Source organism: Desertibaculum subflavum (assembly GCA_003576705.1).
Classification (GTDB): domain Bacteria; phylum Pseudomonadota; class Alphaproteobacteria; order Ferrovibrionales; family Ferrovibrionaceae; genus Desertibaculum; species Desertibaculum subflavum.
In genome coordinates, this window is the sequence record QOZS01000006.1 from 48,488 (window position 1) to 66,213 (window position 17,726).

A 17,726-nucleotide genomic window follows, 5' to 3' on the forward strand; every position below is an offset into this window, starting at 1 on the left:
AATCTTTGTTTCGACCCGATGAATCTCTTCCTCCTCAAGCGGTTCGCCACCTTCATCGCCACCCTGATCGGCACCTCGCTGGTGGTTTTCCTGGTGCTGGAAGTGCTGCCCGGCGATCCGGCGCTGGTCATGCTCGGGCCCGACGCGAACGAAGATGCGGTGGCGGCCTTGCGCGACAAGCTCGGGCTGAACCAGCCGGCGGTCACCCGCTATCTCGAATGGATCGGCGGCCTCGTCACCGGCAGCTTCGGCCAGAGCTATTCCTACGGCGTCTCCACCGGCGAGCTGATCGTCGAGCGGCTCTGGGTCACCGTGCCGCTCGCCCTGATGGCGATGCTGATGACGGTCGTCATCGCGCTGCCGCTCGGCATCCACGCCGCCTCGAAGCACAACAAGGCAGGCGACGTGGTGGTGATGGGGGTCAGCCAGCTCGGCATCGCCATCCCGAATTTCTGGTTCGGCATCCTGTTGATCCTGTTCTTCGCCGTGCAGCTCGGCTGGGCCTCGGCCGGCGGCTTCCCGGGCTGGGACGAAGGCGTGCTGGACGGGATCAGTGCGCTGTTCCTGCCGGCCATCGCGCTGGCCCTGGTGCAGGCGGCGATCCTCGCTCGCTTCACCCGCTCGGCGGTGCTCGACGTGCTGCGCGAGGATTTCGTGCGCACCGCGCGGGCCAAGGGCCTGACCCGCCGCGCCGCGCTCTGGGGCCATGCGGTGCGCAACGCGTTGATCCCCGTAGTCACGATCATGGGCCTGCAATTCTCCAACCTGCTCGCCGGCACGGTGGTGATCGAGAACGTGTTCCAGCTGCCCGGCCTCGGCCGGCTGGTCTTCCAGGCGATCGCCAACCGCGACGTGCCGGTGGTGCGCGATGCCGTCGTCATCCTCGCCGCCAAGGTGGTGATCATCAATTTCGTGGTCGACCTGCTCTATGCCTGGATCGATCCGCGCCTGAAGGCGCACGACGTATGACCGTTGCCGCGACGCCTTCCGCCGCGCCGGGTTTCGCCGCCCGCGCGCTGCGCCATCCGAGCTTCGTCGCCGGCGCGGTGCTGACCGGGCTGATCGTGCTTATGGCGCTGGTCTCCTATGTCTGGACGCCGCATCCGCCGCTCGAGATGACGGTGTCGCAGCGGCTCAAGCCGCCTTCCGAGGCGTGGTGGCTCGGCACCGACGCCTTCGGCCGCGACGTCGCCTCGCTGATCATGGCCGGCGCCCGCAACTCGATCCTGGTCGGCGTGGTCGCCGTCGGCATCGGCATGACGGCGGGCGTCGCCTTCGGTCTCTACGCCTCGGCGAAACGCGGATGGACGGAAGAGATCGTCATGCGGCTCTCCGATTTCGTCTTCGCCTTCCCGGCCATCCTCTCGGCGGTGATGCTGACCGCGCTCGCCGGCGCCGGCACCGCCAACTCGATCATCGCCATCGGCATCTTCAACGTGCCGGTCTTCGCCCGCATCACCCGCGCCGCTGCCAACTCGGTCTGGGCGCGCGAATTCGTGCTCGCCGCGCGTGCCGCCGGCAAGGGCGGCTTCCGCATCACCGTCGAGCACGTGCTGCCCAACATCGTCTCCATCCTGGTGGTGCAGGCGACCATCCAGTTCGCCATCGCCATCCTGGCCGAGGCCGCGCTCAGCTATCTCGGCCTCGGCACCAGGCCGCCGGATCCATCCTGGGGCCGCATGCTGAACGAGGCGCAGGCGCATATCTTCCGCAGCCCCACCCTCGCCGTCTTCCCCGGCATCGCCATTGCGCTCTCCGTGCTCGGCCTCAACCTGCTCGGCGACGGCCTCCGCGACCTGATCGACCCGCGGCTGGCGAGGAAGCGGTAGATGGACTCCGCGCTCGCGATCAGAGCCGCAATGCGAAGCCCTCTCCGCCCTCGAAGAGGGGGGAGAGGGTTGGGTGAGGTGGGGAGGATGCGGATTCCGGATGTGCGCCAAGGCGGATGCGCTGCGCACAGACGAATCTTGTCGAGGAGCGGCGCGCCCCACCTCTCCCAACCCTCTCCGCCCCTGAGGGGCAGAGAGGGCTTCTCGTGCAGGCACCGCTGATGCCGCTGCTCGAAGTCGAGAACCTCACCGTCACGCTTGCCACCAATCGCGGGCCGGGCGATGCGGTGCGCAATGTCGCGTTCGCGCTCGACCGCGGCGAGACCTTGGGCCTGGTCGGCGAGTCGGGCTGCGGCAAGTCGATCACCGCGCTCGCGCTGATGAGCCTTTTGCCGGAACGCGCCCGCATCGCCGGCAGCATCCGCCTCGACGGCCGCGAGCTCACCACCCTCGGCGAGGATCAGCTCTGCGGCCTGCGCGGCGACCGCATGGCGATGATCTTCCAGGAGCCGATGACCTCGCTCAACCCGGTGCAGACCATCGGCCGCCAGGTGGCGGAGCCCTTGATCCTGCACAAAGGGATGACGCGCGCCGCCGCGCGCGAGCGCGCGCTCGACCTGCTCGACCGCGTCGGCCTGCCCAACCCGGCGGCCAGGCTCGACCAGTTCCCGCACCAGCTTTCCGGCGGGCAGCGCCAGCGGGTCATGATCGCCATGGCGCTCGCCTGCGATCCCGACCTGCTGATCGCCGACGAGCCGACCACCGCGCTCGACGTCACCATCCAGGGTCAGATCCTCGACCTGATCCTCGACCTGGTGGAGGAGCGCGGCATGGCGCTGCTGCTGATCAGCCACGATCTCGGCGTCATCGCCGAAACGACCCAGCGCATGATGGTGATGTATGGCGGCAGCGTGGTGGAGGCGGGGCCGACGGCCGAGGTCTTCGCCCGCATGGCGCATCCCTATACGCGCGGCCTGTTCGCGGCGCGGCCGAAGCTCGGGCCGGCGACCGAGACGCCGCTCGCCACCATCGCCGGCGTGGTGCCGGAACTGGCCGACCTGCCGCCGGGGTGCCCCTTCGCCAACCGATGCCCGCTGATGATCCCGCCTTGCAATGACGGCCTGCCGCCGCCGCTGCCGATGGGGCCGGATCACATCTCGCGCTGCATCCGCGCCCGCGAGCTGGTGGCATCGGCATGAGCGCGGCGCTGGTCGAGGCGGAGCGGCTGCGCAAGGTCTATGCGCTGCCGCGCGAACGCTTGACGGCCCCGGCACCGCAGGTCGTCGCCGTCGACGGCGTGTCCTTCACCCTGCAGGCCGGCCGCAGCCTCGCCGTGGTCGGCGAGAGCGGCTCCGGCAAGTCGACCCTCGCGCGCCTCGTCATGGCGCTGGAACCGCCCACCGCGGGCCGCATCCTGCAATCGGGCCGCGACCTCGCCGCGCTGTCGCCCGGGGAGCTGCGCCGCGCGCGGGCGGACTTCCAGATGGTGTTCCAGGATCCCTACGGCTCGCTCGATCCGCGCCGCACGGTGGGCTGGACCATCGCCGAGCCGCTCTCGGCGCTCACCGATGCCGGCCGCGCCGAGCAACGCGAGCGCGTGGCCGAGATGCTGGCGCAGGTGGGTCTGCGCGCCGCCGATGCCGAGAAGTATCCGCACGAATTCTCCGGCGGCCAGCGCCAGCGCATCGCCATCGCCCGCGCGCTGATCACCCGGCCCAAGCTGATCGTCGCCGACGAGCCGGTCTCGGCGCTCGACGTCTCGGTGCAGGCCCAGGTGCTGAACCTGATGCGCGAGCTCGAGGCCCGCTTCGGCGTGACCTACCTGCTGATCAGCCACGACCTCGCGGTGGTCAACTACGTCGCCGCCGAGATCGCGGTGATGTATCGCGGCCGCATCGTCGAGCAGGCGCCGACGCGGGCGCTGTTCGACCGGCCGGCGCATCCCTATACCCGCGCGCTGCTCGAAGCCGTGCCGAAGCCCGAGCCCGGCCGCACGCGCCGCCGCCGCGCCCGTGCCGAGCCGGCCGGCGAGATCGGTACCGGCTGCAGCTTCGCGCCCCGCTGCCCCTTCGCCATCGACCGCTGCCGCGTGGAAGCACCGAGCTTGCGCAAGCTGGAGACCGGCCACGCCGCCGCCTGCCACAGGGCGGAAGAGGTGATTGCCGGTTAGCCCTTGGGATCGCCGAGCCGGCGCGCCACGGCAACTTGGCGTCGTGGCCGGGCTTGACCCGGCCACCCACGCGGTAGGGGCAGAGATGCGGTGAGCCGTGGATGCCCGGGTCAAGCCCGGGCATGACGAGCAAGCGATGTCGCGAGTGGGAGCGCTACGCCATCAATCTGGCCAGCACCGCGTCGAGCACGCGGCGGCCGGCGGGGGTCGCGACGATCCGCGTTGCGTCATCCTCGACAAACCCGCCGTCGATGAGCCGGCGCAGGTTGTCGCGGTCGATCGCCTGTTGGAGCTCAACGCCGGTCGCGGCGCGAAAACGCGCCTTGTCGATCCCCTCCGACAGCCGCAGGCCCATCATCAGCGCTTCCTCGGCCTGCTCGGCGGACGACAGCGCCGTGTCGGTCTCGGTCGCGTGGCTCTGAGCCTCCACCGCTTCGAGCCACGCCTCCGGCTTCTTCATCTGCGCCGTCGCATGCCGCGCGCCGTCGGCGACGATCCGCCCATGCGCGCCGGGGCCGATGCCGATGTACTCGCCATAGCGCCAATAGGTCAGGTTGTGCCGGCACTCGGCGCCGGGCCGGGCATGATTGGAGATCTCGTAGGCTGGGAGCCCCGCGCCTTCGCAGAGCGCCTGCGTCACTTCGTACAGCCGATCGGCCGGCGCCTCGTCGAGCGGCGCCCATTCGCCGCGCTTCACCGCGCCGGCGAAGCCGGTATTGGCCTCGATGGTGAGCTGGTAGAGCGAAAGATGCTCGCCGGCGAGCGAGACGGCCTCGCGGAACTCGCCGCGCCACTCTGCCTCGCTCTGCTCCGGCCGCGCATAGATCAGGTCGAAGGAGAAGCGCGGGAAGTGCCGCCGCGCCAGCTCCACCGCCGCCCGCGCCTCGCGCGCATCGTGCTGGCGGCCGAGGAAGCGCAGCGCCTCAGGGTCGAGCGACTGCACGCCGAGCGAGACGCGGTTCACCCCGGCCGCGCGGAAGGCGGCGAAGCGCCCCGCCTCGACCGAGGTCGGGTTGGCTTCCAGGGTCACTTCAAGATCCGGCGCCGGCGGGAACAGCTTGGCCGCGCGCGCGATCAGGGCCGCCGCCGTCTCCGGCGGCATCAGCGACGGCGTGCCGCCGCCGAAGAAGATCGAGGTGAGTTGCCGGGGCCCGGTGCGGGCGGCGAAATGCTCGAGCTCGGCCAGCAGCGCCAGGCGCCAGCGCGCCTGGTCCACGCTCTCCCGCACATGGCTGTTGAAGTCGCAATACGGGCATTTCGACCGGCAGAACGGCCAATGCACATAGAGCGCGAGCGGGGCGGGAGCGTCCATCTCCCCTGTCCCTAGCGCGCGGACGCGCCGGGGGCCAGCCCCGCGCGCGGCAGGTCAGGCGGCCAGCGCCTGTTCCGGCTCGACGATGCGCTGCTCCGGCAGGCTGATGCCGACGATCACGCCCGGCCCCTGGTCGGGATCGGCGACGAACAGCCCGCCGCCATGCGCCGCGGCGAGCGAATGCACGATCGGCAGGCCGAGCCCGCTTTGCCCGGCGCTCGCCACCCATTTGTCGTCGACGGCACCGAACGGCTCGGTCAGGCGGGCGCGCTTCTCGGCCGAAATGCCCGGCCCGCGGTCGCGCACGCCGAGGCGCAGCTCGCCGTCATGCCGCCAGGCCATCAGCGTGACCGTGCTGCCGGTCGGCGCATAGCGTAGCGCGTTGCCCACCAGGTTGAGCATGATCTGGCGCAGCGCCCGCTCGTCGGCCACCACCTCGTCGACCTCGCCGGCCTCGAACTCCATCGCGATGCGCTTCTGCAGCACCAGCGGCTTCAGGCTGCGCACCACGTCGTCGGCCATGGCGACCAGGGACAGCCGGGTCTCCTTCAGCTCGACATGGCCGTTCTGCAGCCGCGACAGGTCGAGCACGTCGTTCACCAGCGAGAGCAGATGCGTGCCGCAGCGGTGGATGTCGTCGCCATATTCCACATACTTGCGGAGATCGCTGCCCGGCACGCGCAGCTTGATCAGCTCCGAGAAGCCGAGGATCGCGTTGAGCGGCGTGCGCAGCTCGTGCGTCATCCGCGCCAGGAAGGCGGCCTTGACGTTGTCGGCCCGCACCGCGCGGTCGCGCGCCGCGCTGAGCTCGCGCATCAGCGCGAAATGGCCGACCTCCTGTTGCAGCAGGAAGCCGAAGCTGAGCACGGTCAGCGCCAGCACGCCGAGATAGGAAGGCAGCACCTCGCGCAGGAAGCCGGCGCCCGCGGCCGGATCGGCGACGAACACGGTGGCGGTGACGACGACGGTCAGCATCAGGATGCCGCCGCCGAGATGCAGCGCCAGGCGCCGGCCGCCATCGCTCCGCCAGGTATGGCGGATCAGGAGGCCGATGCCGACATAGAGCGCCGCCGCGATCATTCCCGGCAGCGCGCCGGCACCGCCCACCGCGAACCGTGCCGCATCGACGATCGCCATGGCGACCAGGCCGGAAAGCGGCCCGCCGATGAAGGCGGCGAGGAACAGCATGGAGGCGCGCAGGTCGATCTGCACGCCGGGCCCGACCCGCACCGGGTCGAGCAGCATGACGGCCGCCACCGCGCCGAAGGCGAGCCCGACGATGGCCTGCACGGCGCGGATGCCGATCCGGCTCTCGATATTCTTGGCGAGGATGAAGGCGACCAGGCACAGGCTGACCAGGCCCGCATTCGACAACAGCTCGTAAGTCGCTTCCGGCATGGGGCCCTCCACGCACCAACTGGCCCCCCTCTCCGTCTTCATCATGCGGCTACAAAGGTAAACGGCGGGTTAAGATTAGGGGCCGGTTAACATGGCCGCCGCGCCGGCATCCGTTAGATTGGCGGGTCGGATCGGCGTCGGCGGCAGGGCAGATGAGCGCGAGCGGTTACCGGGCGGGGAAACGGCGATGAGGCCGCGGGGCAGTCCCGGCGGCGCGCCGGCGCCGTCGCGGTCGAAGCCCAGGCTCGACCAGCTCCTGGTCGAGCGAGGCCTGGCCGAGAGCGGCAGCCGGGCCCGCGCCCTGATCCTGGCCGGCAAGGTCTTCACCGGCACGCGCCGGCTCGACAAGCCCGGCATGATGCTGCCGGCCGACAGCCCGCTCGAGGTCAAGGGCCCGGCACACCCCTACGTCTCGCGCGGCGGCCTCAAGCTCGCCCATGCGCTCGACGCCTTCGGCATCGATCCGGCCGGGCTCACCTGCCTCGATATCGGCGCCTCGACCGGCGGCTTCACCGACGTGCTGCTCATGCGCGGCGCCGCGCGCGTCTATGCCGTCGATGTCGGCCACGGCCAGCTGCACTGGAAGCTGCGCAACGATCCCCGCGTCCAGGTGCGCGAGCGCGTCAATGCGCGCCACCTGACCGAAGCGGAAGTGCCGGAGCTCGTCGATCTGCTGGTCGTCGATGCGAGCTTCATCGGCCTCGCCGTGCTATTGCCGGCGCCGCTCAAGCGGCTCAAGCCGGGCGGCCGCCTGGTCGCGCTGATCAAGCCGCAATTCGAGGTCGGGCCGGAGCATGTCGGCAAGGGCGGCGTGGTGCGCGACCCGGCGCAGCACGACGCGGTCTGCGCCCGCATCCGCGCCCATCTGGAAGACGCGCTGGGGCTGAAGATCATCGGCCTGACCGAAAGCCCGATCCTCGGGCCGGAAGGCAACAAGGAGTTCCTGATTGGCGCGCAGCTTCACCCAGGAGGTTGAGATCACCCGCCTCGGCGGCCATGGCGACGGCGTGGCGGAGACGCCGAAGGGCCTCGTCTTCGTGCCCTATACCGCGCCGGGCGACCGGGTCGGCGTGCGCCTCCTGAAGCAGGTCGATCAGGGCGTCGCCGCCGAACTGCTCGACCTGTACCAAGCCGGGCCCGACCGCGTCGAGCCGCCCTGCGCGCATTTCCACGATTGCGGCGGCTGCGCGCTGCAGCATCTCTCAGGCACCTTCCAGGCGAGGTGGAAGCAGGACCAGGTGCGTGACGCGCTGCGCCGCCGCAACCTCGATCCGGAGGTCGTGCGGCCCATCGCGACGGTGGCGCCGGGCGACCGCCGCCGCGCCGAATTCGTGGCTCGCCGGGTGGGGGCGGGCGTGCTCGCCGGCTTCAACCGCCGGCTCAGCCCGAAGATCGTCGATCTCGAAATGTGCCTGGTGCTGGACCCCAGGCTGGTCGCGCTGCTGCCGCCGCTCCGCGATACCTTCACCGGCCTGCTCAAGCCCGGTGCCGGCCTCGACGTGCAGGCGACGCTCACCGATACCGGCATCGACATGCTGCTGCGCGGCTTCGAGCCCGATCTCGCCGCCCGCGAGCGCCTCGCCGCCTTCGCCGCCGAGGCCGGCCTCGCGCGCCTCTCGCTCCGCCGCCGCGACGGCGAGGTCGAGGCGCTGCTCGTGCGCGGCACGCCGCAGGTGACGTTCGGCGGTGTCGCGGTCACGCTGCCGCCCGGCGCCTTCCTGCAGGCCTCGCCGGCGGCGGAGCGCCTGTTGCGCGACGCCGTCCTCGCCGGCATCGGCGATGCCGCGCGCGTCGCCGATCTCTATGCCGGCTGCGGCACCTTCGCCCTGCCGCTCTCCGGGAAGGCAGCGGTCACCGCGGTGGAAGGCGATGCGGCGCTGGCCGAGGCCTTGCGCAAGGCGGCCCAGCTCGCCGGCTGCCGCGTCACGGTGGAGACGCGCGACCTGGTGCGCCGGCCGCTGCAGGGAGCCGAGCTCGACCGCTTCGATGCCGTGGTGCTCGATCCGCCGCGCGCCGGTGCCCGCGAGCAGGCGGTGGCGCTCGCCGCGTCGAAGGTGCCGCGCGTCGTCATGGTGTCCTGCATGCCCGGCACCTTCGCCCGCGATGCGCGTATCCTCGTCGATGCCGGCTATCGGCTGACCGAGGTGCGGCCGGTGGACCAGTTCGTCTTCACCCCGCATATCGAGTTGGTGGGCGTGTTCGTTCGCGGCGAAGGAGACGCGTGATGGCGCTGGTGGATCGTCTGGCTTACGGCGCCAACCGGGCAGCGCGGGTCGGCTGGTACACGGCGCATTACTTTCTGGCGCGCCGGATCGCGCCGGCCGATGGCGAGCGGCGCGCGACGCGCGAGGAAGGTCTCGCGCTCCGCGCCGAGCTGCGCCGCGCCATGGCCGATCTGTTCGCGGCCGAGCTCGCCGATATCGAATCCGGCATCTACCGCGCCCCGCCGCCCTTCGAGCTGCCGCCGCATGAGCTGGTCGCCCGCTCGCTCCGCTTCTTCGCCGATATCCGCGAGGTCGATGCGCGCCGCCGCGGCCGCGTCAACGACGAGCCGTTCCGCGCCGGCCTGCGCCCGGACCTGCCGCGCTACTACCTGCAGAACTTTCACTACCAGACCGATGGCTGGCTCAGCCCGCAATCCGCCGCGCTGTACGACACCCAGGTCGAGACCTTGTTCACCGGCATGGCCGATGCGATGCGCCGCCGCGCTCTGCCGCCGCTCCGCCGGGCGCTCGCCGGCCGGCTGCGTTCGGCTAAGCTGCTCGACATCGCCTGCGGCACCGGCCGCTTCCTTGCCGAGGTGAAGCGCAACTGGCCGCGCCTCGCCGTCACCGGGCTCGATCTCAGCGGCGACTATCTTGCCGAGGCGCGCCGCCTGCTCGCGCCCTGGTCGCGCGTCGACCTGGTCGAGGCGAACGCCGAGGCGATGCCGCTGCCCGACGCGGCCTTCGACGCGGTGACGGCGATCTTCCTGTTCCACGAACTGCCCCGTGCGGTGCGCGTCCGCGTCGCGGCCGAGATCGCCCGCGTGCTGAAGCCCGGCGGCACTTTCGTGCTGGTCGACAGCCTGCAGAAGGGCGATCGCCCCGCCTTCGACGGCCTGATCGAAGCCTTCCCCAGGAGCTTCCATGAGCCCTATTACGCCGATTACGCGCGGACCGATCTGGCGGCGCTGTTCGGCGAGGCCGGCCTGCGCCTCCGCGAAACCGAGCTCGCCTTCATGAGCAAGGTCACCAGCTGGCAGCGCGAACCATGAGGTCCCGATGTTCACCTGCTTCATCCGCTATTCGATCGCGCCGGGCAGGCACGAGGCGTTCAAGGAATACGCCCGCGCCTGGATCGGATTGATCCGCAAATACGGCGGCACGCATCACGGCTATTTCGTGCCCGGGACGGAAGCGGACGACCTCCCCGACGCGAAGTTCAGCTTTCCCGGCCTCGGCCGCGAAGGCCCGCCCGATACCGGCATCGCCCTGTTCAGCTTCCCCGACCGCGCGAGCTACGAGCGGTACCGAAAGGACGTGGCCGAGGACGAGGGCTGCAAGGCCGCGACCGCGCGGTTCGAGGAGACGAGGTGCTTCTCCGCTTACGAGCGCACCTTCCTTGTGCCGATCTTCGAGTGAGGATGAGCGAGGTCGCGATGTACGAGCGCGCCTGAAGTCAGCTGAAGTCGAGCCTTCTCCCGTGGGAAGAGGGCGCCCGGCAGGGCGGTGAGGGGCAACGCTTCAGCCTTGCACTGCCTGCGGCAGAGGGCGCGCGGGTGGAGAGCGCACCCCTCATCCGCCCCTCCGGGGCACCTTCTCCCCAAGGAGACGGGAGTCGTTGCCACTGCCCCCTCAAATCGCGAACGTCATCACCGTCGTCGAGCCATGCGCGAGGAGCGTGCCCTTGGCGTCGGTGAGCTTGCCTTCCGCCGTGCTGATCGTCTTGCCGGCATGGATCACCCGGCCCTCGGCGCGCACCTCGCCGATCGCCTCGCTCAAGGGCCGCACGAAGTTGACCTTCATCTCCACCGTGGTGCAGGCCTGGCCGGCCGGCAAGGTCGCATGCACCGCGCAGGTCATGCAGGAATCGAGCAGGGTCGCGACCCAGCCGCCATGCACGGTGCCGATCGGGTTGAGATAGCGCCGGTCCGGCGTGCCGGCGAAGACCACGCGGCCCGGCTCCACCTCGACCAGGTTGAAGTTCATCGTCTGCCCGATCGGCGGCGCCGGCAGCTGGCCCGCCGCCATGGCGCGGAACAGGTCGATCGCCGGAGTGTCCCGGGCGCGCTCGCGCGGAATGGTGCCGGTCAACCTTTCGGGGGCGTTCATGGGGCAGGCTCGCTTCGCTTGATTACGGTGCATATACACATATCTTGCGGTCTGGCGCCGTCAAGCCGTCATGCTAGATTCGCCGGCGGAGGCATCGAACAAGCGATGAACAAGCACGTGGCCCCGGCCACCGCGCTGCCGCCGACCCTGGGCTGCACCTGTTTCCGCCTGCGACGGGCGAGCCGCAAGGTGACGCAGTATTACGACCGCTATCTGGAGCCGAGCGGGCTCAAGGTCACGCAATACAGCCTGCTCGGCAATATCCGCGCGTCCGAGCAGATCTCGATCACGGAGCTCGCCGAGGCGCTGGGCATGGACCGCACCACCCTGACGCGGAACCTCAAGCCCTTGCTCGACCAGGGCCTCGTCACGGTCAGCGAGGGCGCCGACCGCCGCACGCGTGCCATCGAGGTCACGCCGGAAGGCGACGCCGCCTTCAAGCGCGCCGTGCCGCGCTGGAAGGAAGCCCAGGCCAAGCTGATCGAAACCGTCGGCCGCGACCGCGTCACCGAGCTGCACCGCCTGATCGACGAAGCGGTCGACCGGCTGGGGTAACTAGATATCGCGTTGCGGCGCCGGTGAGCCCAAGGAACCCTCTCCGCCCTCGAAGAGGGGGGAGAGGGCAGGGTGAGGTGGGGAGGATGCGGTTTGAGGCTGAGCGTAGACGCGGATGCGTTGCGCACATGCGCAATTGGTCGAGACGCGGCACGCCCCACCTCTCCCCGATCCCAAGCTATTCTGGCTCTCCGCCCCTGAGGGGCAGAGAGGGCTCGAATGCTTGAGGGCCTCGCCGCCCGCACGCGCGTTGACGCAGCCATCGCGAACTGATCCGCGCGCTTCAGGAGACCCACGCACTGACCGGCCGGCCGGCCTTCATCCTGCTGCTCACCGCGCTGACCGCTGTCGGCCAGTTCGCGTCCAGCGTCTATCTGCCGGCGCTGCCGGCGATGACGCGGGCGCTCGGCACCGACCTGCCGACCGCCCAGCTCACCCTCACCGCCTTCCTGATCGCCTTCGCCGTGACCCAGCTGGTCTGCGGCCCGGTCTCCGACCGCTTCGGCCGCCGCCATCTGGCGCTGATCGGGCTCGGAATCTTCCTGCTCGGCAGCGTCGTCGCCGCGCTGGCGGGCGGCATCGGCGCGGTCTTCCTCGGCCGCGTGCTGCAGGGCATCGGCGCGGCGGCCAGCACCATCGCCTCGCGCGCGGCGATCCGCGACTGCTTCGACGGGCCGGAGGTCGCCCGCGTGATGGCGCTGACCACCATGGTGTTCGGCCTGGTGCCCGGCCTCGCGCCGCTGCTCGGCGGCGCGCTGCAGGACGGCTTCGGCTGGAGCGCGACGCTCTGGTCTGCCGCGCTCGCCGGGGCGGCGGTGCTCGCCGCCGCGGCGCTCTGGTTCCCGGAAACGATTCAGGCGCGCATGCCGGCGCTCAATCTCGGCGCCGCGCTCGCCGCCTATGCGCCGATCCTGCGCTCGCGCGCCTATCTCGGCTACGCTTCGGCCGGCGCGCTCGGCCTCGGTTCGCTGTTCGCCTTCCTCGCCGCCTCGTCCGCGGTCTACATCAACCATCTCGGCGCCTCGGCCACCGAATACGGCCTCTATCCGCCGTTCGGCGTCACCGCCTTCGTGGTCGGCGCCGCCGCAGCGCGCCGCCTCGCCGGCCGCGTGCCCGCGCCTAAGCTGGTGCGGCGCGCCTATATCGTCGTGCTGGCCGGCGCCATCGGCATCGCGGTGCTGCCGGCCATCGGCCTCTTCGACAAGGTGCCGATCATGGTGGGCATGGTGGTGTTCAGCTTAGGCCTCGGCGTGGTGATGCCGACCGGTGTCGCCGCCGCCATCACGCCCTTCGCCGACCGCGCCGGCACCGCGGCGGCGCTGATCGGCTTCCTGCAGCTCGGCGGCTCCGCCCTCGGCACCGCGGTGGCCAGCGCCCTCGATCCCGCACTCGGCCCGATCGCCTTCCCGGTGACGATGGCGCTGCTCTCCGGCGTAGGTGGGGTGTTGCTGATCTGGCTGGTGCCGCGCTGACGAGGCGCGGAGGATAGATATTGCTTGTAGAGCAAATATATTGTATCATACGGCATTCTATGATGGAAGCCGCGATGTCCGAAGATCATATTCCCCGGAAGCGCTCGCTGGCCGAGTGGTCCTACCTCTACCGCCGGGAGCATGTGCTCCGCGCGGTGCGCCATCCCGCCCTCACCCCGGCGGCCAAGCAGGTGCTGGTCGCGCTCAGCGTCGCGGTGGACGATCCCTTCATCCTGCCGGAACGGCCGCCGGTCCGGGCGCTGGCGCGGCACCTCGCCTTGGCCGAGCGGACGGTCAGGCAGGCGATCGCCGAGCTGGTCGAGCAGCTCTGCCTGACCTTGCGGCCGAACGGGCATTTCTTCCGCCCCGGCGAGGGGCCGCCGGCGGATCCCGCCGGGCAGCCCGAGCTTGCCCGCGAATGGGCCTTCCTCTCCGCGGCGCGGGCCGAGCCGAGCCCGGCGGAATATCTCGACATGCTGGCGAGCCTGCGCGACCGCGCCATCGCGGCCAAGCGGATCGCCACCGCCGTCTCGGCCGAGCGCGCGTTGGGCCGGGCGCTGCTGGCAGGGGAACAGATGCGCCGCGAGCCGGCGGAGCCGCCTGAGGACGAGGCGCCCCTCGGCGCGCCCGAGGCGGCCAACCTCGTGCTGGTCTCCAAGGTCAATGCCGACCGGGCGCTGGCCCCGGCCGCCCGCCATGCCCTGATCGAGGTGATGCTCGACCGCGCCAACGACCCGGTCGACTTCCCCGAGGACGACCGCGACAAGAGCTGGGCCTTCCGCATATCCCGCCGCCACGGCATCACGGTGCGCGGCGCCCGCAAGGCGCTGGCCGAGCTGGAAGACCTCCGCCTGATCGCCCAGGCCAACGGCGATGTCTGCGTCTACGAGAGCCGGATCGAGGAACGGATGCGCCGCGGCACCGATGCGCCGTCCCGGCTCCCCCTATGTGAAGGCCTCGATCCGCTGCAGGCGCACCGCCACCGGCTGGAGCGGCTCCGCGACCTCGCGCTGGAACAGGGCCTCGTCTCCACCGCGCTTTCCGCCCACAAGGCCATCGGCCGCGTGCTCGGCTTTGGCGGCGCGAAGCGGAACGCGCGCGCCGCGCCAGAGCCGAAGCCGGCACCACGGCCCACCGCGCCGCCCGCGGTGCATCCGCAGTTCCTCCCGGTGATCCGCAACATCCTCGACATCGACCCCGGCGCCGGCCGCGTCATGCTCGACGTGCTCAAGCAGATCCGCGCCGAGGAAACGGCATTGCTCGTGTCCGCCGCGGAGTGAAGGGTTCCCCGGCCGTCTGGCGAAGAATCTTTTCAACACGGAGGGCGCGGAGGACACGGAGGCACACGGAGAAAGGAAAGCCTGCCTGCGGCAAAGCAGATGCCTCCGCGTGCCTCCGTGCTCCCCGTGTCCTCCGTGGTGAAAAAGGCGCGCTCCGGCGCACCTACACGAAGGTCAGCATCGCTGTGGATTGCGGCCTACGCCGCTTTCTCCGGCTTCCGGCGCAGCACCGGCGCCTGGGCCGCCGCCGTCACCACACCGGCGACAGCCCGCCATCCACGTTGATCGCCGTGCCGGTGATGTAGGAGCCGGCATCGGAGCAGAGGAAGCAGGCCATGTTGGCGAATTCCTGCGCCTGGCCCATGCGGCCGATCGGGATGCGCCGGTCCTTGGCGAAGGCGTCGAGCCACTGCTCGTAGGTCTGGTTGTTGCCGGTCTTCGAATGGCGGCGCACCCACTGGTCGCTCTCGATCAGCCCGACCAGCAGCGCGTTGACCAGCACGTTGTGGGCTGCGCCCTCGTTCGACAGCGCCTTCATCAGCGCCATGCCGGCGGCGCGGCTCACGCTGGTCGGGGTGGAGGAGGCGCCCGGCGCCTTGGCCGCGGTGGCCAGCACGTTGATCACCCGGCCCCAGCGACGGCTCTTCATGTCGGGGAAGGCGGCCCGGGTGAAGCGGACCGCGGCATAGAGCTTGAGCGCGATGTCCTCCTCCCACATCTGGTCGGTCACCTGCTCGAACGGCATCGCCGCCGACTGGCCGGCGTTGTTGACCAGGATGTCGACCTTGCCGAGCTCCTTCACCGCGGCGGCATAGGTGGCGCTCACCTGGTCGGCGCGGGTGACGTCGCAAGGATAGGCGCGGGCCTTGCCGCCCACCGCCTTGATCGCCTCGGCGACCTGGTTCAGCGGATCGGCGCGGCGCGCCACCAGCGCGACGCTGGCGCCGGAGCGCGCGAAGGTCTCCGCCATCGCCTTGCCGAGCCCGGTGCTCGCGCCGGTGATCAGGGCCACCCGGCCATCCATGCGGCATTCCATGTCGTTCCCTCCCTCTGGTCGTCAATCCTCGTCCGCTGCGTCGCCTTCCGCCGCGCGCACGCGCTCCAGCACGGCGATGAAGAAGCCGCCGGTGCCATGGCGCGCCGGCGTCAGGGTCAGCATGTCACCTTCGGCCGGGCAGGGCGCCTTCAGCGTGGCGGCCCAGATTTCGCCGATCGGCAGCACGCGGAAATCCGGGTGCCGCGCCAGGAAGGCGGCGACCTGGTCCTCGTTCTCCTCAGCCAGCAGCGAGCAGGTGACGTAGACGAGGCGACCGCCGGCCGCGACCAGCGCCGCTGCCTGGTCCAGGATCTTCGCCTGCTTCGCCACCAGTTCCGGTACGTCCTCCGGCTTCAGGCGCCAGCGCGCATCGGGCACCCGGCGCCAGGCGCCGATGCCGGTGCAGGGCGCATCGACCAGCACGCGGTCGGCGCGGCCGCGCTGACGCTTGAACCACTTGCGGTCGGTGGTCTCGCGCGTCTCCACATTGGCGCCGGCGCGGCGGAAGCGCTGGCGCGCGCGCTCCAGCCGCTTGGCCGAGACATCGCCCGCGATCAGCCTTCCGCGGCCCTGCATCGCGCCGGCCAGCACCAGCGTCTTGCCGCCGGCGCCGGCGCAGTAATCGACCACGTACATGCCGGGCCGGGCCTCGACCAGCAGCGCCGCGATCTGCGAGCCCTCGTCCTGCGGCTCGACCAGGCCTTCCATCAGCGCCTGGCATTTGCCGAGATCGATGCCGTGATCGAGCCGGAGGCCGAGCGGCGAGAGCGGCGCCGGCAGCGCCTTCAGCCCCTCGCGCGCCAGCGCCTTGCGGGCGCCGTCGCGGTCGGTCTTCAGGCGGTTGGCGCGCAGGTCGAGCGGCGCGTCCTCGGCCAGCGCCGCCATCTCGATGCCGAAGCGGTCGCCGAACGCGGCGCGCAGCCGGGGCTCGAGCCAGTCCGGAACGCCGTAGCGCACGGCCGGCGGCACCGCGAGGTCGAGCGGCTGCTTGCCCTGCAGCGCTTCGATCAAAGCCTGCTCGCGGCCGCCGGGCGGCGCGGCGGTGTCCGGGCGGCCGGTGAAGACGCGGGCGATGGCGCCGGGCGTGCGGCTCTCGAACAGCACGAGATGGGCGAGCACCCGCGCCCTGGGCGTCGGCGGCAGGCCGAGGCGGGTGCCTTCGATCCACCAGTCGAGCAGCGCACGGCGGCGCAGGATGGCGCTGGTGAGTTCCAGCACGGCGCCGCGCGACGGGCCTGCCAGGTCCGGATGCGCGCGCAGATAGCCGGCGGTCACTGCATCCGCCGCGCGGGCATCGGCATCGATGGCCGTGCCGAGCGCGATGGCATGGGCGATCTCGCGCGCGCGGATCGCCAGCCGCTCGTTCGGCACCGGCCGCGCCGGCGGCTTGTGCGTTGGCGGCTTGCCCGGCAGTACTTTCCCTGGCGCTGCTTTGCCCTGATGCGCTTTGCCCGGCTGTGCGTCGCGCTGACCTGGCGGTTGCGCGCGCGGACCGTCGCGGCGCTGCGGCGCCGGCCGCTTATGAGGCGCGGAGTGTCGCATTCAGTCGAACCTGACGGTCGCGCGGCCCAGGCCTTCGATCTCGGCTTCCACCGGCTCGCCGCGCGCCGGGAACTGGGTCGCGACCAGGCTGCCGGTCATCACGATGTCGCCGGCGCGCAGCGGATCGCCGAGCCGCGCGCGCAGATCGGCCAGCCAGGCGAGTGCCGCGAAGGGATGGCCGCCCATCACGTCGCCGCCCTTGCCCTCGCCGGCGAGCCGGGGGCCGAGCATCATGCGGCCGGTCGCCTTGGGCAGGTCGAGGCGGCGCCACTCGCTCACCGCGGGGCCCAGCACCACGCCGCGGTTCAGCGCGTTGTCGGCGATCAGGGTGATGGCGTCGAGGCCGCCGGCCTTGTAGTCGACGCCGCGGTCGTCGACCAGCTCGATGCCGATCATGCAGGCGGCGACGGCCTCCGCGACGCTCGCCTGGTCATAGGGCCGGTCGCGCGCCGGCAGGTCGGCGCCGAGGCGCACCGCCACCTCGCATTCGACGCAGGGATGCACGAAGTCGTCGAAGCGCAGGCGCGCGTCGCGATGATGGATGGTGGTGACGAAGATGCCGCCGCCGACCGGCTCGTGATAGCCGACCAGCTGCTGCATCACCGGCGTGGTCAGCGCGATCTTGCCGCCGGCCAGCCGGCCGAAGCGCGGCACCAGCAGGCGCTGATAGGCCAGCTGCACCGCATAGGCGAAGCTGGCGTCGTCCTGCCGCAGCTCGGGCGGCAGCGGCTGGAACTTTGCCCGGCGCTGATCGATCAGCCAGCGCGCGGCGCGCTCGGCCAGCTCGGCGTCAGGGGAGGTGAGTGATGCCATGCCTCC

Annotated in this window: 17 protein-coding genes; 11 read left to right on the forward strand and 6 right to left on the reverse strand. The window is 71.1% G+C overall.

Features of this window, described 5'->3' with window-relative positions; all coding sequences use genetic code 11:
* The first annotated feature begins 18 nt into the window (after positions 1-18).
* The 4 genes from DT074_RS04675 to DT074_RS04690 all read left to right on the forward strand — a co-directional run bounded on the left by DT074_RS04675 (position 19) and on the right by DT074_RS04690 (position 3,999).
* Positions 19-969 carry an ABC transporter permease gene (locus tag DT074_RS04675; protein ID WP_119418661.1) on the forward strand — a complete coding sequence of 317 codons (951 nt, stop codon included), beginning with the start codon at positions 19-21 and terminating at the stop codon, positions 967-969.
* The gene (locus DT074_RS04680) at positions 966-1,829 is read left to right on the forward strand and encodes an ABC transporter permease (protein WP_119418662.1); all 864 of its coding nucleotides are present in this window, start codon (positions 966-968) and stop codon (positions 1,827-1,829) included. The genes DT074_RS04675 and DT074_RS04680 overlap by 4 nt, the downstream gene beginning before the upstream one ends.
* 221 nt (positions 1,830-2,050) lie before the next feature.
* Positions 2,051-3,028 (forward strand): ABC transporter ATP-binding protein, encoded by a 978-nt coding sequence (locus tag DT074_RS04685; RefSeq protein WP_119418733.1) that lies wholly within the window; start codon positions 2,051-2,053, stop codon positions 3,026-3,028.
* Positions 3,025-3,999 carry an ABC transporter ATP-binding protein gene (locus DT074_RS04690; RefSeq protein WP_119418663.1) on the forward strand — a complete coding sequence of 325 codons (975 nt, stop codon included), beginning with the start codon at positions 3,025-3,027 and terminating at the stop codon, positions 3,997-3,999. The genes DT074_RS04685 and DT074_RS04690 overlap by 4 nt, the downstream gene beginning before the upstream one ends.
* A 154-nt stretch (positions 4,000-4,153) precedes the next feature.
* Here the strand turns inward: DT074_RS04690 and hemW are convergent, their stop codons facing one another.
* Complete coding sequence (hemW, locus tag DT074_RS04700) at positions 4,154-5,311, reverse strand: radical SAM family heme chaperone HemW (RefSeq protein ID WP_119418664.1); 1,158 nt, start codon at positions 5,309-5,311, stop codon at positions 4,154-4,156.
* Between the two features lie 54 nt (positions 5,312-5,365).
* On the reverse strand, positions 5,366-6,709 hold the full coding sequence (locus DT074_RS04705; protein WP_162914625.1) for an ATP-binding protein: 1,344 nt from the start codon (positions 6,707-6,709) through the stop codon (positions 5,366-5,368).
* 187 nt (positions 6,710-6,896) lie between these two features.
* Here DT074_RS04705 and DT074_RS04710 point away from each other — a divergent pair, with 187 nt between their 5' ends.
* Genes DT074_RS04710 through DT074_RS04725 form a run of 4 tightly spaced genes read left to right on the forward strand, consistent with a single transcriptional unit; the run spans position 6,897 to position 10,332 of the window.
* Positions 6,897-7,685, forward strand: a complete 789-nt coding sequence (locus tag DT074_RS04710) for a TlyA family RNA methyltransferase (RefSeq protein WP_119418666.1) — start codon at positions 6,897-6,899, stop codon at positions 7,683-7,685.
* Positions 7,657-8,934: a 23S rRNA (uracil(1939)-C(5))-methyltransferase RlmD gene (gene rlmD / locus DT074_RS04715; RefSeq protein ID WP_119418667.1), complete on the forward strand. Its 1,278-nt coding sequence runs from the start codon at positions 7,657-7,659 to the stop codon at positions 8,932-8,934. Before DT074_RS04710 ends, rlmD begins: the two co-directional genes overlap by 29 nt.
* A complete protein-coding gene (locus DT074_RS04720; RefSeq protein WP_119418668.1) occupies positions 8,934-9,965 on the forward strand; it encodes a class I SAM-dependent methyltransferase in 1,032 nt (343 codons plus the stop codon). Before rlmD ends, DT074_RS04720 begins: the two co-directional genes overlap by 1 nt.
* Before the next feature lie 7 nt (positions 9,966-9,972).
* The gene (locus DT074_RS04725) at positions 9,973-10,332 is read left to right on the forward strand and encodes an NIPSNAP family protein (RefSeq protein WP_119418669.1); all 360 of its coding nucleotides are present in this window, start codon (positions 9,973-9,975) and stop codon (positions 10,330-10,332) included.
* 213 nt (positions 10,333-10,545) lie between these two features.
* On the opposite strand, the gene DT074_RS04730 is transcribed toward DT074_RS04725, so the two are convergent.
* Positions 10,546-11,022, reverse strand: coding sequence for a PaaI family thioesterase (locus DT074_RS04730; RefSeq protein WP_368744423.1), 477 nt, complete (start codon positions 11,020-11,022; stop codon positions 10,546-10,548).
* A gap of 105 nt (positions 11,023-11,127) precedes the next feature.
* Here DT074_RS04730 and DT074_RS04735 point away from each other — a divergent pair, with 105 nt between their 5' ends.
* From DT074_RS04735 to DT074_RS04745, 3 genes are all read left to right on the forward strand, one after another.
* On the forward strand, positions 11,128-11,577 hold the full coding sequence (locus tag DT074_RS04735; protein WP_119418670.1) for a MarR family winged helix-turn-helix transcriptional regulator: 450 nt from the start codon (positions 11,128-11,130) through the stop codon (positions 11,575-11,577).
* Positions 11,578-11,903: 326 nt separating this feature from the next.
* The gene (locus tag DT074_RS04740; RefSeq protein WP_368744431.1) at positions 11,904-13,049 is read left to right on the forward strand and encodes a multidrug effflux MFS transporter; all 1,146 of its coding nucleotides are present in this window, start codon (positions 11,904-11,906) and stop codon (positions 13,047-13,049) included.
* Positions 13,050-13,123: 74 nt separating this feature from the next.
* A complete protein-coding gene (locus tag DT074_RS04745; RefSeq protein ID WP_162914626.1) occupies positions 13,124-14,329 on the forward strand; it encodes a hypothetical protein in 1,206 nt (401 codons plus the stop codon).
* Positions 14,330-14,579: 250 nt separating this feature from the next.
* On the opposite strand, the gene DT074_RS04750 is transcribed toward DT074_RS04745, so the two are convergent.
* From DT074_RS04750 to DT074_RS04760, 3 genes are all read right to left on the reverse strand, one after another.
* The gene (locus tag DT074_RS04750) at positions 14,580-15,365 is read right to left on the reverse strand and encodes an SDR family NAD(P)-dependent oxidoreductase (RefSeq protein ID WP_119418673.1); all 786 of its coding nucleotides are present in this window, start codon (positions 15,363-15,365) and stop codon (positions 14,580-14,582) included.
* Between the two features lie 21 nt (positions 15,366-15,386).
* Positions 15,387-16,736: an RsmB/NOP family class I SAM-dependent RNA methyltransferase gene (locus DT074_RS04755; protein ID WP_368744424.1), complete on the reverse strand. Its 1,350-nt coding sequence runs from the start codon at positions 16,734-16,736 to the stop codon at positions 15,387-15,389.
* A 171-nt stretch (positions 16,737-16,907) separates the two neighbouring features.
* A complete protein-coding gene (locus DT074_RS04760) occupies positions 16,908-17,720 on the reverse strand; it encodes a 2-keto-4-pentenoate hydratase (RefSeq protein ID WP_119418675.1) in 813 nt (270 codons plus the stop codon).
* Positions 17,721-17,726: the final 6 nt, after the last annotated feature.